This is a genomic window from Pantoea sp. X-Soil-YNGN-785, from assembly GCF_059730585.1.
Genome location: NZ_AP035942.1, coordinates 3,938,948 through 3,953,426, shown reverse-complemented (window position 1 = coordinate 3,953,426; position 14,479 = coordinate 3,938,948). Strand labels below are relative to the sequence as shown.

9 protein-coding genes, 1 tRNA gene and 3 rRNA genes are annotated in these 14,479 nt (G+C 51.1%); 11 read left to right on the top strand and 2 right to left on the bottom strand.

What is annotated here, in order from left to right; genetic code table 11:
• Nucleotides 1-489: 489 nt before the first annotated feature.
• The 5 genes from AC6I8E_RS18450 (at nt 490) to AC6I8E_RS18430 (ending at nt 6,262) form a co-directional block, all read left to right on the top strand.
• Nucleotides 490-2,029, top strand: a 16S ribosomal RNA gene (locus AC6I8E_RS18450).
• Between the two features lie 88 nt (nt 2,030-2,117).
• Nucleotides 2,118-2,192: transfer RNA gene (locus AC6I8E_RS18445), tRNA-Glu, on the top strand.
• A 230-nt stretch (nt 2,193-2,422) separates the two neighbouring features.
• Nucleotides 2,423-5,331: ribosomal RNA gene (locus tag AC6I8E_RS18440) — 23S ribosomal RNA — on the top strand.
• Nucleotides 5,332-5,423: 92 nt separating this feature from the next.
• Nucleotides 5,424-5,539, top strand: a 5S ribosomal RNA gene (gene rrf / locus AC6I8E_RS18435).
• The 16S, 23S and 5S rRNA genes sit together here with 1 tRNA gene alongside, the layout of an rRNA operon.
• Nucleotides 5,540-5,947: 408 nt before the next feature.
• Nucleotides 5,948-6,262, top strand: coding sequence for a hypothetical protein (locus AC6I8E_RS18430; RefSeq protein WP_041457144.1), 315 nt, complete (start codon nt 5,948-5,950; stop codon nt 6,260-6,262).
• Between the two features lie 243 nt (nt 6,263-6,505).
• Here the strand turns inward: AC6I8E_RS18430 and mobA are convergent, their stop codons facing one another.
• Nucleotides 6,506-7,081: a molybdenum cofactor guanylyltransferase MobA gene (mobA, locus tag AC6I8E_RS18425; protein WP_370417549.1), complete on the bottom strand. Its 576-nt coding sequence runs from the start codon at nt 7,079-7,081 to the stop codon at nt 6,506-6,508.
• 47 nt (nt 7,082-7,128) lie between these two features.
• On the opposite strand from mobA, the gene AC6I8E_RS18420 reads away from it, so the two are divergent.
• The 5 genes from AC6I8E_RS18420 to spfP all read left to right on the top strand — a co-directional run bounded on the left by AC6I8E_RS18420 (nt 7,129) and on the right by spfP (nt 12,588).
• Nucleotides 7,129-7,404, top strand: coding sequence for a YihD family protein (locus AC6I8E_RS18420; protein WP_201252774.1), 276 nt, complete (start codon nt 7,129-7,131; stop codon nt 7,402-7,404).
• Nucleotides 7,405-7,449: 45 nt separating this feature from the next.
• Nucleotides 7,450-8,436 carry a serine/threonine protein kinase gene (locus AC6I8E_RS18415; protein ID WP_013359540.1) on the top strand — a complete coding sequence of 329 codons (987 nt, stop codon included), beginning with the start codon at nt 7,450-7,452 and terminating at the stop codon, nt 8,434-8,436.
• Nucleotides 8,437-8,462: 26 nt separating this feature from the next.
• Nucleotides 8,463-9,092, top strand: a complete 630-nt coding sequence (gene dsbA / locus AC6I8E_RS18410; RefSeq protein ID WP_013359539.1) for a thiol:disulfide interchange protein DsbA — start codon at nt 8,463-8,465, stop codon at nt 9,090-9,092.
• Nucleotides 9,093-9,469: 377 nt separating this feature from the next.
• Nucleotides 9,470-12,256: a DNA polymerase I gene (polA, locus tag AC6I8E_RS18405; protein ID WP_013359538.1), complete on the top strand. Its 2,787-nt coding sequence runs from the start codon at nt 9,470-9,472 to the stop codon at nt 12,254-12,256.
• 284 nt (nt 12,257-12,540) lie between these two features.
• Nucleotides 12,541-12,588, top strand: coding sequence for a small protein SpfP (gene spfP, locus AC6I8E_RS18400; RefSeq protein WP_071892919.1), 48 nt, complete (start codon nt 12,541-12,543; stop codon nt 12,586-12,588).
• Nucleotides 12,589-12,673: 85 nt separating this feature from the next.
• On the opposite strand, the gene yihA is transcribed toward spfP, so the two are convergent.
• Nucleotides 12,674-13,309 (bottom strand): ribosome biogenesis GTP-binding protein YihA/YsxC, encoded by a 636-nt coding sequence (gene yihA / locus AC6I8E_RS18395; RefSeq protein WP_013359537.1) that lies wholly within the window; start codon nt 13,307-13,309, stop codon nt 12,674-12,676.
• Between the two features lie 549 nt (nt 13,310-13,858).
• Here yihA and yihI point away from each other — a divergent pair.
• The gene (gene yihI, locus AC6I8E_RS18390) at nt 13,859-14,383 is read left to right on the top strand and encodes a Der GTPase-activating protein YihI (protein WP_497824295.1); all 525 of its coding nucleotides are present in this window, start codon (nt 13,859-13,861) and stop codon (nt 14,381-14,383) included.
• The last annotated feature ends 96 nt before the right edge of the window (nt 14,384-14,479 follow it).

Here is a 14,479-nt window from a genome sequence, read left to right as displayed (position 1 = left end):
AGCACCCGCAACCCGCAACGGCAGGTCTCTTTACAACGTTTGATCGCTGTTTTTGTGCGTTATTCGGCCATGAAACGTCTCTTTTTAAGCCGTTCGTTTAAAAAAGATGCGCTCAGTAAATTAATTCGAAGAAACACTTGTCAGCCTGAGGAATCTCCCTATAATGCGCCTCCATCAACACGGAACACCGGCAACGGGAAACGCGCTGAGAGGCACAGGAGACTGCGCCGCCGGAGAAAAACTTCTGAGAAAGAGGTTGACTCTGCAGGAGGAAAGCGTAATATACGCCACCTCGCGACAGGACGCTAACGCACTGTTCGCACTGCTCTTTAACAATTTATCAGACAATCTGTGTGGGCACTCGCAGGATTGATATCAGCGTCTTAGGACGCAACAAAATATCAAAGCCTCACGAGTGAACACATAATGAAATTCATTATGACGTTTTACAGATGAGCACCGCTTAACTTGTTTAAGCAAATCAAACTTAAATTGAAGAGTTTGATCATGGCTCAGATTGAACGCTGGCGGCAGGCCTAACACATGCAAGTCGGACGGTAGCACAGAGAGCTTGCTCTCGGGTGACGAGTGGCGGACGGGTGAGTAATGTCTGGGGATCTGCCCGATAGAGGGGGATAACCACTGGAAACGGTGGCTAATACCGCATAACGTCGCAAGACCAAAGAGGGGGACCTTCGGGCCTCTCACTATCGGATGAACCCAGATGGGATTAGCTAGTAGGCGGGGTAATGGCCCACCTAGGCGACGATCCCTAGCTGGTCTGAGAGGATGACCAGCCACACTGGAACTGAGACACGGTCCAGACTCCTACGGGAGGCAGCAGTGGGGAATATTGCACAATGGGCGCAAGCCTGATGCAGCCATGCCGCGTGTATGAAGAAGGCCTTCGGGTTGTAAAGTACTTTCAGCGGGGAGGAAGGCGATGCGGTTAATAACCGCGTCGATTGACGTTACCCGCAGAAGAAGCACCGGCTAACTCCGTGCCAGCAGCCGCGGTAATACGGAGGGTGCAAGCGTTAATCGGAATTACTGGGCGTAAAGCGCACGCAGGCGGTCTGTTAAGTCAGATGTGAAATCCCCGGGCTTAACCTGGGAACTGCATTTGAAACTGGCAGGCTTGAGTCTTGTAGAGGGGGGTAGAATTCCAGGTGTAGCGGTGAAATGCGTAGAGATCTGGAGGAATACCGGTGGCGAAGGCGGCCCCCTGGACAAAGACTGACGCTCAGGTGCGAAAGCGTGGGGAGCAAACAGGATTAGATACCCTGGTAGTCCACGCCGTAAACGATGTCGACTTGGAGGTTGTTCCCTTGAGGAGTGGCTTCCGGAGCTAACGCGTTAAGTCGACCGCCTGGGGAGTACGGCCGCAAGGTTAAAACTCAAATGAATTGACGGGGGCCCGCACAAGCGGTGGAGCATGTGGTTTAATTCGATGCAACGCGAAGAACCTTACCTACTCTTGACATCCAGAGAACTTTCCAGAGATGGATTGGTGCCTTCGGGAACTCTGAGACAGGTGCTGCATGGCTGTCGTCAGCTCGTGTTGTGAAATGTTGGGTTAAGTCCCGCAACGAGCGCAACCCTTATCCTTTGTTGCCAGCGATTCGGTCGGGAACTCAAAGGAGACTGCCGGTGATAAACCGGAGGAAGGTGGGGATGACGTCAAGTCATCATGGCCCTTACGAGTAGGGCTACACACGTGCTACAATGGCGCATACAAAGAGAAGCGACCTCGCGAGAGCAAGCGGACCTCACAAAGTGCGTCGTAGTCCGGATCGGAGTCTGCAACTCGACTCCGTGAAGTCGGAATCGCTAGTAATCGTGGATCAGAATGCCACGGTGAATACGTTCCCGGGCCTTGTACACACCGCCCGTCACACCATGGGAGTGGGTTGCAAAAGAAGTAGGTAGCTTAACCTTCGGGAGGGCGCTTACCACTTTGTGATTCATGACTGGGGTGAAGTCGTAACAAGGTAACCGTAGGGGAACCTGCGGTTGGATCACCTCCTTACATGAAGATACCTTCCCGCGCAGTGTCCACACAGATTGTCTGATAAAAAGTAATGAGCAGGACGGCTGCGAAGTCGTGACACTATCGTGTCCCCTTCGTCTAGCGGTTAGGACTCCGCCCTTTCACGGCGGCAACAGGGGTTCGAATCCCCTAGGGGACGCCACCTGCTTGGTGACAGGTGAAAGGTGTCTCCATACAGTATCTCAAAACCGATTTGGTTGCGTAAGCAGCCGGGCCGCGTTTGAGATATTTGCTCTTTAACAATCCGGAACAAGCTGAAAATTGAAACGACGTGTCGTTTTCATTCTCCGTAATAAGAATGAAAAATACGATGCGTTCGAGTCTCTCAAATGCTTGCAGTTCGCAGCGTTGTAAAACGCCTGTGGGTTGTGAGGTTAAGCGACTAAGCGTACACGGTGGATGCCCAGGCAGTCAGAGGCGATGAAGGACGTGCTAATCTGCGTAAAGCGACGGTAAGGTGATATGAACCGCTACAGCCGTCGATGTCCGAATGGGGAAACCCGGTGCACTCTGTGCATCATTGCAGCATGAATACATAGTGCTGCAAGGCGAACCGGGGGAACTGAAACATCTAAGTACCCCGAGGAAAAGAAATCAACCGAGATTCCCCCAGTAGCGGCGAGCGAACGGGGAGCAGCCCAGAGCCTGAATCAGCATGTGTGTTAGTGGAAGCGTCTGGAAAGTCGCAGGGTACAGGGTGATACTCCCGTACACAAAAGCGCATATGCTGTGAGCTCGATGAGTAAGGCGGGACACGTGGTATCCTGTCTGAATATGGGGGGACCATCCTCCAAGGCTAAATACTCCTGACTGACCGATAGTGAACCAGTACCGTGAGGGAAAGGCGAAAAGAACCCCGGCGAGGGGAGTGAAACAGAACCTGAAACCGTGTACGTACAAGCAGTGGGAGCCTTCTTTATGGGGGTGACTGCGTACCTTTTGTATAATGGGTCAGCGACTTATATTCTGTAGCAAGGTTAACCGTATAGGGGAGCCGCAGGGAAACCGAGTCTTAACTGGGCGTTAAGTTGCAGGGTATAGACCCGAAACCCGGTGATCTAGCCATGGGCAGGTTGAAGGTTGGGTAACACTAACTGGAGGACCGAACCGACTAATGTTGAAAAATTAGCGGATGACCTGTGGCTGGGGGTGAAAGGCCAATCAAACCGGGAGATAGCTGGTTCTCCCCGAAAGCTATTTAGGTAGCGCCTCGTGAACTCATCTTCGGGGGTAGAGCACTGTTTCGGCTAGGGGGCCATCCCGGCTTACCAACCCGATGCAAACTGCGAATACCGAAGAATGTTATCACGGGAGACACACGGCGGGTGCTAACGTCCGTCGTGAAGAGGGAAACAACCCAGACCGCCAGCTAAGGTCCCAAAGTCATGGTTAAGTGGGAAACGATGTGGGAAGGCACAGACAGCCAGGATGTTGGCTTAGAAGCAGCCATCATTTAAAGAAAGCGTAATAGCTCACTGGTCGAGTCGGCCTGCGCGGAAGATGTAACGGGGCTAAACCATGCACCGAAGCTGCGGCAGCGACGCTTAGGCGTTGTTGGGTAGGGGAGCGTTCTGTAAGCCGTTGAAGGTGTGCTGTGAGGCATGCTGGAGGTATCAGAAGTGCGAATGCTGACATAAGTAACGATAAAGCGGGTGAAAAGCCCGCTCGCCGGAAGACCAAGGGTTCCTGTTCAACGTTAATCGGAGCAGGGTGAGTCGACCCCTAAGGCGAGGCCGAAAGGCGTAGTCGATGGGAAACAGGTTAATATTCCTGTACTCGGTGTTACTGCGAAGGGGGGACGGAGAAGGCTATATCAGCCGGGCGACGGTTGTCCCGGTTTAAGCGTGTAGGCGGAGGGTCCAGGTAAATCCGGTCCCTTATTAACGCTGAGGCGTGACGACGAGGCACTACGGTGCTGAAGTGATAAATGCCCTGCTTCCAGGAAAAGCCTCTAAGCATCAGGTAACACAGAATCGTACCCCAAACCGACACAGGTGGTCAGGTAGAGAATACCAAGGCGCTTGAGAGAACTCGGGTGAAGGAACTAGGCAAAATGGTGCCGTAACTTCGGGAGAAGGCACGCTGGCGCGTAGGTGGAGGGATTTACTCCCCGAGCCGAAGCCAGTCGAAGATACCAGCTGGCTGCAACTGTTTATTAAAAACACAGCACTGTGCAAACACGAAAGTGGACGTATACGGTGTGACGCCTGCCCGGTGCCGGAAGGTTAATTGATGGGGTTATCCGCAAGGAGAAGCTCTTGATCGAAGCCCCGGTAAACGGCGGCCGTAACTATAACGGTCCTAAGGTAGCGAAATTCCTTGTCGGGTAAGTTCCGACCTGCACGAATGGCGTAATGATGGCCAGGCTGTCTCCACCCGAGACTCAGTGAAATTGAACTCGCTGTGAAGATGCAGTGTACCCGCGGCAAGACGGAAAGACCCCGTGAACCTTTACTACAGCTTGACACTGAACATTGAGCCTTGATGTGTAGGATAGGTGGGAGGCTTTGAAGCGCGGACGCCAGTCTGCGTGGAGCCAACCTTGAAATACCACCCTTTAATGTTTGATGTTCTAACGTAGGCCCGTGATCCGGGCTGCGGACAGTGTCTGGTGGGTAGTTTGACTGGGGCGGTCTCCTCCTAAAGAGTAACGGAGGAGCACGAAGGTCAGCTAATCACGGTCGGACATCGTGAGGTTAGTGCAATGGCATAAGCTGGCTTGACTGCGAGAGTGACGGCTCGAGCAGGTGCGAAAGCAGGTCATAGTGATCCGGTGGTTCTGAATGGAAGGGCCATCGCTCAACGGATAAAAGGTACTCCGGGGATAACAGGCTGATACCGCCCAAGAGTTCATATCGACGGCGGTGTTTGGCACCTCGATGTCGGCTCATCACATCCTGGGGCTGAAGTAGGTCCCAAGGGTACGGCTGTTCGCCGTTTAAAGTGGTACGCGAGCTGGGTTTAGAACGTCGTGAGACAGTTCGGTCCCTATCTGCCGTGGGCGCTGGAGAATTGAGGGGGGTTGCTCCTAGTACGAGAGGACCGGAGTGAACGCACCACTGGTGTTCGGGTTGTCATGCCAATGGCATTGCCCGGTAGCTAAGTGCGGAAAAGATAAGTGCTGAAAGCATCTAAGCACGAAACTTGCCCCGAGATGAGTTCTCCCTGACCCCTTGAGGGTCCTGAAGGGACGTTGAAGACTACGACGTTGATAGGCCGGGTGTGTAAGCGCAGCGATGCGTTGAGCTAACCGGTACTAATGACCCGTGAGGCTTAACCTTACAACGCCAGAGGCGTTTTTGAGAGACACGATTTTCAGCCTTGTACCGGATATTCTGCGCGGCCCCCGGCGGCGGCGCGGAGACAGAATTTGCCTGGCGGCTTTAGCGCGGTGGTCCCACCTGACCCCATGCCGAACTCAGAAGTGAAACGCCGTAGCGCCGATGGTAGTGTGGGGCCTCCCCATGCGAGAGTAGGGAACTGCCAGGCATTAAATAAGTGAAGAAGCCCCGCACGCGAGTGCGGGGCTTTTTTACGTCTGCAGATCGTGAAAAACCGCACCATAATCTCCGAAAACAGCCTGAGAACCCCTCTCTGATACGGTAAACTACGGCCAGTGATCTCCTTTATATTGACTATTACGACACTCAACAGGTGAAAAATAGAATAAATATCGAGTTAATTACTTTTAATATTCTACAATTTAATATTTAACTAACTTATTAACTTAATGTGATTGTGGATTTTATAACAGACGGAAAATATATTGCTGGAATAAATGGATTTTATTCTATTTACATTTATTAGTAACTGATTGAAACTAATGATGATGTTTAATTAAGTTAAATGTCTTAGATGGATTTCAATTGCGTATTAACTAATTTAAGGAAGATTAAAATGAAAGAACTTACTATCGCTGAAACAGAATTAGTATCAGGTGCTGCCTCTACTGGATTCTTAGACAGCATCGGTGGCGCAGTGGTTGGAATGATTGCTGGCGCAATGGGCGTTGCATGGTCCTGCTATAATATTTCTGCTAATACTGACGGCGTAACCAGTGGAATTCTGGCTCCAGCACAGGGTGTCCTTGGTGGCCTGTTTGGCGGTATTTGGGGTGCTGTTTTTGGACTGGTAGTCGGTGCTGCTGAAGGGACTACTGACTCAGTGGCCCGTGCTGATGCAGTTTGGACTAATATCCTCACTGCTGGCTGATAGCTCTCTAAAGCGCCTGGGCAGTAATGACTATTATTGCCCATTTAATGTAGTCCGCTGACTTCCCGTTAACAATTTTATTGGTCACTTTCAGGAAAATTCAACTCAGATACAATTCTATTATTTTAAATGAGTAACGGATTATTTTTTCGAGCGTGATAAATTGCCTGCCTTATTTTTAATAAAAAAAGACATTGTTAACTGAGCTTCGTTTTTTAAATTTTATCTATATTAATCCCCTCCTCAGTTGGTTGAGCTAGTATGATTTAGATCATCAGGCGTATTGATATTGCGGAAGGCAGCTTCATCATTATCCAGCTGAACAGCATGGCCGCCGTGGTCGCGCAGGAAATGCATCAGACGTCGTTCACCGGCGTGAAGATAGTCATGAAGAGGCACTGCCATCTTCCGATGAATCAGCGCCAGCGTGGGGTGGTCGCGTGATTGTGAGCGGACCCAGACTGCAGGGGCGTCTCCACGTTGTTCAGCCAGCTTTTCAACGAAGTTAAGAGGAACTGCAGGCGTATCACAGGAGCAAAACGCAGCCCATTCACCGTCGATAGCTACTAATGCACTGTAGATACCGGCCAGCGGACCCGGATAGCCATCAAAAACATCCTGCACAACCCGACACCCGCTTAACTGATAGCGATCAATATTACGATTGGCATTAATCATGACAATGTCGACTTGTGGCCTGAGCCGTTCAAGGACATGCTGATAAAGCGGCCTGCCATCCAGTTGCACTAATCCTTTATCCTGACCACCCATACGGCGGCCCTGACCACCAGCCAGAATGATGCCGGTCAATATTGTCATGGCTTTGCCCTCGCTGATGACGCACTGTGAATAACGGAGAAACCTCAATGAAATGCCATCGTTTAAACGAGTTGATCGAACTGCTGCAACCCGCCTGGCAAAAAGAGCCTGACCTGAATCTGGTCACATTTTTACAGAAACTGGCGCAGGAATCTGGTTTCCGTGGCCCGTTAAGTGAATTAAGCGACGATGTATTAATTTACCATCTCAAAATGCGTGACTCAGCCAGCGATGATGCGATCCCAGGCCTGAAAAAAGACTATGAAGTTGATTTCAAAACCGCACTGCTCCGCGCACGGGGTGTCATTAAACAGGACGAGTAGTGTTATCCTTGGCTGCTATTTGCAAGGGCAACTACAGGTAATATGATGAGCGACGCTGCTTTCAACTTCCAGACATTGAATCCCGACGTATTGCTTGATGCGCTCTGGGATACAGGAATTCGCGTCGAATCAGGTCTGACAGCCCTGAACAGCTATGAGAACCGGGTTTACCAATTCAGCGATGATGAAAAACGCCGCTATGTCGCGAAGTTTTATCGCCCACAGCGCTGGCGTGCTGAACAGATCGCTGAAGAGCATCAGTATGCGCTCGATCTGCTGGCTGATGAGGTGCCCATCGCGGCACCATTGCGGTTAAAGGGCGAGACACTGCACAGCCACGCTGGCTTCTTCTTTGCCGTATTTCCCAGTCTGGGCGGACGGCAATATGAGACAGACAATGAAGATCAGATGGAATGGGTAGGCCGATTCCTGGGCCGCATTCATCAGACCGGGCGCAAAGCGCTGTTCAACCATCGTCCTGCCATCGGTCTTGATGAGTATCTGCATGAACCCCGACAGGCGCTGGAGCACTCACAATTAGTGCCTGCTTCGCTTAAGACCGCGCTGCTACAGGCTATCGATAAGCTAGGTAACACGCTGCAGCAACAGTGGCATACCACGTGGCAGCCGCTACGATTACATGGCGACTGTCATCCGGGGAATATCCTGTGGCGCGATGGACCGCTATTTGTCGATCTGGATGATGCCCGTAATGGTCCGGCGGTACAGGATTTGTGGATGCTCATCAGCGGCGATCGACAGGAACAGCGTATACAGTGGGATATTTTGCTGGAGGCTTACAGTGAATTCAGTGACTTTGATATTAATGAATTGTCACTGATTGAACCTTTACGCGCTATGCGCATGGTTTATTATCTGGCCTGGGTTGTCCGACGCTGGCAGGATCCCGCTTTTCCGCGCGCTTTCCCCTGGATGACAGATGAAGATTTCTGGCGCAGGCAAATTTCACTCTTTACCGAGCAGGAGAAGCTGTTGCAGGAACCTCCTCTGCAGCTGACACCGCAATATTAACGACGTAGTCAGGAGAAGTTTTCACGATGAAAAAAATTTGGTTTGCACTGATGGGTTTAGTGCTGGCATTCAGCGCGTCTGCTGCCCAGTTCACTGAAGGTAAACAATATGTGAGTCTGCCAAAACCTGTGGCCAGTGAACCTCAGGTGATGGAGTTCTTCTCCTTCTTCTGCCCGCACTGCTATCAGTTTGAACGTATTTATCACGTTAATGACGCGGTGAAAAAGAATCTGCCTGCTGATACAAAGCTGGTGAAATACCACGTCGATTTCCTTGGTGGTGATCTGGGACCGGTTGTGACTCAGGCATGGGCTGTCGCCATGGCGCTGGGCGTTGAAGATAAGGTGACAGCACCGATCTTTGATGGCATTCAGAAAACGCAGACCATTACCGATCCTGCCAGTCTGAAAGAGGCTTTTGTTAAAGCGGCCGGTATCTCCGCTGCTGACTACGATGCTGCCTGGAACAGCTTTGCCGTAAAAGCGCTGGTTGCACAACAGCAGAAAGCGGCTGCGGATGTTGATCTGCGCGGTGTGCCAGCGATGTTCGTGAATGGCAAATATATGGTGAACAACGGCGGCCTCGATACCAGCTCTATGGACAATTTCGTTGCTGATTACGCGAACGTGGTTAAATTCCTCGTAAGCCAGAAGTAATCTGCCTTACCACCCCATCTGACGCCAGCTCTGCTGGCGTTTTTTTATGCCATTAAACAGAGACGTAAATTTTGTCCATCTCCAGGGCATAAATTTAATATCCACACAAGGGATCACGTAATTAAAAATGGCGATCGGGTCACGGAAATTAAATAAGCTAATGAAAATTATGTATTTTATTAATAGCCAAATCATTTAAGATCCTGAATAGCAGCGCGTTATAATTTTTACGCACAAAGTTATCCACAGAATGATCGTTGCGATCTTTCCTCCAGAACCGTTAAAAACGCGACATATCCTGTGCCTTAGTTCACCATTTCCGCCAGCTTGTGGCATCCTTATAGACCAACCCATAGCAACGAAGACAACACAGACTTATGGCGCAAATAGCAGAAAATCCCCTCATTCTGGTCGATGGCTCATCCTATCTTTATCGCGCGTATCACGCGTTTCCGCCGCTGACCAATAGTGCAGGTGAACCCACTGGCGCCATGTACGGCGTGCTCAACATGCTGAAAAGCCTGCTGGCGCAATATAATCCGAGTCACGTTGCTGTAGTGTTCGATGCCAAAGGCAAAACCTTCAGGGATGAGCTGTTCGAGCATTATAAATCTCATCGTCCGCCGATGCCTGACGAACTGCGGGCGCAAATCGAGCCGCTGCATGAGATGGTGCGGGCGATGGGTCTGCCGCTACTGGCTGTGAGCGGCGTTGAAGCCGATGATGTTATCGGTACGCTGGCGCTGGAAGCGGAGAAAAAAGGCCTTTCAGTGCTAATCAGCACCGGCGACAAGGATATGGCGCAGCTGGTCACGCCAGCCATCACGCTGATTAACACCATGAGCAACACCATCCTGGGGCCGGAAGAGGTCGAGCAGAAATATGGTGTGCCACCAGCCTTAATCATCGATTTTCTGGCCATGATGGGCGACAGCTCAGATAACATCCCTGGCGTTCCCGGCGTGGGTGAGAAAACGGCACAGGCTCTGCTGCAGGGTCTGGGCAGCATGCAGACCATCTATGACAATCTGGATAAAGTAGCGGATCTCGGGTTTCGTGGCGCGAAAACCATGGCGACCAAACTTGAGCAGAATCGGGATGTGGCGTTTCTCTCTTACCAGCTGGCGACCATCAAGACGGACGTCGAGCTGGCGCTGCCCTGTGAAGAGCTCACGGTCACTGAACCCAATGTCGAGGCGCTGCAGACCCTGTTCAGCCGTTATGAGTTCAAACGCTGGCTGAGTGACCTGCAGGATGGGAAATGGCTGCAGGGCAAGAAAAGTAATACTCAGGCACAGAAAGCGCTCTCCGATGAGCCGGTTGCTGTGCCTGAAACCAGCAGCGTATTACCGACCGAGAATTATGTCACCATTCTGGATCAGGATCTTTTTGACAGCTGGCTGGAGAAACTGAAAAACAGCGAGGTCTTCGCCTTTGATCTGGAAACCGACGCGCTGGATACCCTGAGCGCTAACATCGTGGGCATCAGCTTCGCGATTGCGCCCGGCGAAGCCGCCTACCTGCCGGTTGCCCATGACTATCTCGATGCGCCTGAACAACTGGATCGCGCGGCCGTTCTGGCACAGCTCAAGCCCCTGCTGGAAGATGACAGCGCCTGGAAAGTGGGCCAGAACCTGAAATACGATCGTGGCGTACTGAAAAACTACGATATTGAACTGGCCGGTATCAAATTCGACACCATGCTTGAGTCCTATATTCTCAACAGCGTGGTGGGTAAACATGACATGGATAGCCTGGCTGCTCGCTGGCTTAACCACAAAACGGTCACCTTCCAGGAGATCGCTGGTAAAGGCAAAAATCAGCTGACGTTCAATCAAATCGCATTGGAGCAGGCATCCCATTATGCTGCCGAAGATGCCGATGTGACCCTGCAGTTGCATCTGAAGATGTGGCCAGAGCTGGAGAAAGAAGCGGGCCCGAGAAAAGTCTTCGAGCAGATTGAGATGCCATTACTGACGGTAATTTCCAGGATTGAGCGCAATGGCGTGTTAATCGATCAGGCTATTCTGGCGCAACATTCGAAAGAGCTGACTGCCCGACTGGCTGAGCTTGAATTAAAAGCACATGAGCTGGCGGGAGAACCCTTCAACCTCTCATCCACCAAGCAGCTGCAGGTGATCCTGTTTGAAAAACAGGGTATCAAACCCACCAAGAAAACACCGGGCGGTGCGCCGTCAACCAGCGAAGAGGTGTTAGCTGAGCTGGCACTCGACTATCCGCTGCCCAAAGTGATTCTGGAACATCGCGGCTTATCTAAACTTAAGTCGACCTATACGGATAAATTACCCCTGATGATCAACCCGCTGAGCGGGCGGGTGCATACCTCTTATCATCAGGCCGTTACCGCAACCGGTCGCTTATCCTCTGCCGATCCGAATCTGCAAAACATCCCGGTGCGTAATGACGAAGGACGCCGAATCCGTCAGGCCTTTGTCGCGGCCAAAGGTTATCGCATTGTGGCGGCAGACTATTCACAAATCGAACTGCGTATCATGGCGCATCTCTCTCAGGATAAAGGATTACTGGACGCTTTTGCCCAGGGCGAAGATATTCACCGTGCCACGGCATCCGAAGTATTTGGTGTACCACTGGACAAGGTCAGCGCCGAACAGCGCCGTAGTGCGAAAGCGATCAACTTTGGTCTGATCTATGGCATGAGTGCATTTGGTCTTTCGCGCCAGCTGAACATTGGCGCAGGCGAAGCGAAAAAGTATATGGACCTCTACTTTGAACGTTATCCGGGCGTACTGCGCTATATGGAGAACACCCGCCAGCTGGCGGCAAGTAAAGGCTATGTCGAAACGATTGAAGGCCGTCGACTGTGGTTGCCGGATATTAAATCCAGCAATGCCATTCGCCGGAAAGCCGCTGAACGTGCCGCGATCAATGCGCCGATGCAGGGAACGGCAGCAGATATTATCAAGCGGGCGATGATTGCTGTTGATGCGTGGCTGGAACAGCAAAACGACAATAGTGTCAGAATGATCATGCAGGTTCACGATGAACTGGTGTTCGAAGTGAAAGCGGAGGCCGTTGAAGCAGCCAGTCAGAAAATCCGCGCGCTGATGGAAGGTAGCGTGCAGCTCGACGTGCCTTTACTGGTTGAAGTCGGTGTGGGTGACAACTGGGATGAAGCCCACTGATTCACGGCTTCAGGTCGGTTCCACAGAGCGGAATCGACCCTTAGTCAGGTATAAGTAAATCGTTTAATTACCTGGTTTAACCCGGCCAGCGCTGGTACTGAGATTACGCGCTTTTCTAACTGCTTATCGGCTAAACACTTTTTTCGTTATTTAACTACATCGCAACGCTATTTTTGTGATGTGTATGGTAAAAAAAGCCCTGTTTGATGTAAGTAAGCAACAAAAAAGCCTTTGTCACGCACACAAAATCAGGTAAAGTTCGTCGCGTAGGGTACAGAGGTAAGATGTTCTATCTTTCAGACCTTTTACTTCACGTAATCGGATTTGGCTGAATTTAGCCGCCCCAGTCATTCTGTGACTGGGGCGTTTTTTATTGGGCTTTTTGTACCGCCAGCTTCAGCGGCACCGTGTTGCCAGTTACTCTTCCCCGTCCTGATCCTCAACCGCCGGTTCAAGCGTATTAAACCAGCTGTCCAGCTTCTGACGAACCTTATCCACGCCGATTTTCTTCAGCGAGGAGAAGAGCTCTACCTGCACATCACCCACGAATTCGAGTGCGGCTTCACGCACGACATTGAGCTGCGCTTTACGGGCACCTGAGGCCAGTTTGTCTGCTTTGGTCAGAAGCAACAGCACCGGAATACCGCTTTCCACTGACCACTGAATCATCTGTCGATCAAGGTCTTTCAGCGGATGACGGATATCCATCAGCACGACCAGTCCTTTCAGGGCCTGACGTTTTTGCAGGTATTCTCCTAATGCACGCTGCCACTTCAGCTTCATCTCTTCCGGCACTTCGGCATAACCGTAACCTGGCAGGTCGACCAGACGCTTACCTTCTTTCACTTCGAACAGGTTAATCAGCTGCGTACGTCCCGGCGTTTTACTGGTACGTGCCAGACCTTTCTGATTGGTTAACGTATTCAGCGCACTCGATTTTCCCGCGTTCGAACGGCCAGCAAAAGCCACTTCAATTCCGGTATCGGCAGGCAGATGACGGATATCCGGCGCGCTCATGACAAAGTGGGTAACGTGATAATTCAATTCAGACAAGGTAACACTCCAGAAAACGCATTAAGGCAATGGCGGCGATTATACGCGTTATGGCGCGAAAGTGCTCAATCACATCTCGATAACAAAGTGTGTAAGAGATTTGCCATTCAGGCTGCAGGTTATTTCGCTTTTTACTTTAATTACTAAAAATAAAAAACATTAAAATTCATAATGTTGGCAATAATCGTTCTTTTTTTGAACTAACTATTTTTGACACCGACTTGAGGCTTTTACCAGTTGGTCTACATTATTGTGCAGTGAACGGCAGCACACATCAGTATGATGCGCTCAGGGATGTCAGGAAGGCAACGAGCGGTGGAATGGAAACGGTCAGGGATACGGCCAGACAGGGATAAGGAAAAGCTCAGGAGTTGAGCAGGCGCGGGATTGACCGGGATGTTACGAGCCGAAAAGGACTTAAAACATGATTCCTTCTTATGAAGGTATGAAATAAGGCGACAGCTTGAGCTGTCGCCTTTTTTCTTTGTCTGGTTTCTGCTAGATTTCGCCGCAATTCTATACTGAATAAAAAAGCCGGGACCGAATACTATGAAGCAACCTGCACGAGCTGCTAACGGCAAACCTGCCGTCAAAGCCAAACGCAAATCGCGTGACGATATCAACCATGAAGCACGCGATCGCAAACGTGATAAAAAGCATCGCGGACACGCATCTGGCAGCCGTGCTAATCCGGCTGCGTCCGAAAGCAGCGGCGGACGTCAGGAGAGCAGCGTAAAAGATCCGCGTATCGGCAGTAAAAAACCGGTGGCCCTGATTGCTGAGGGGAAAACCGCAGCCGTTAAGCCAAAGAAAAGCGTGGCAAAACCGGCAGCTGAGAAGAAAGTGCGTCTGACGCCCGAAGAAGAGCTGGCGAAGCTGGAAAATGACGAGCGTCTGGATGCGCTGCTGGATCGTCTGGAAAATGGCGAAACGCTGTCGGCTGAAGATCAGGGCTGGCTGGATGCCTCGCTGGATCGTATCGACGAACTGATGGAGCAGTTAGGCATTGTGATGGATGATGCTGAAGATGAGCAGGCTGAAGAAGATATGTACCGTCTGCTGAAGGGCAACTAAGCAGATTTGATCGGCATGCGGTTTCCGCATGCCGTACTTATCAGGTAAACAACAATGTTTTGGCCTGGATCAATTTTCGCGCTGCTGGCGACATGT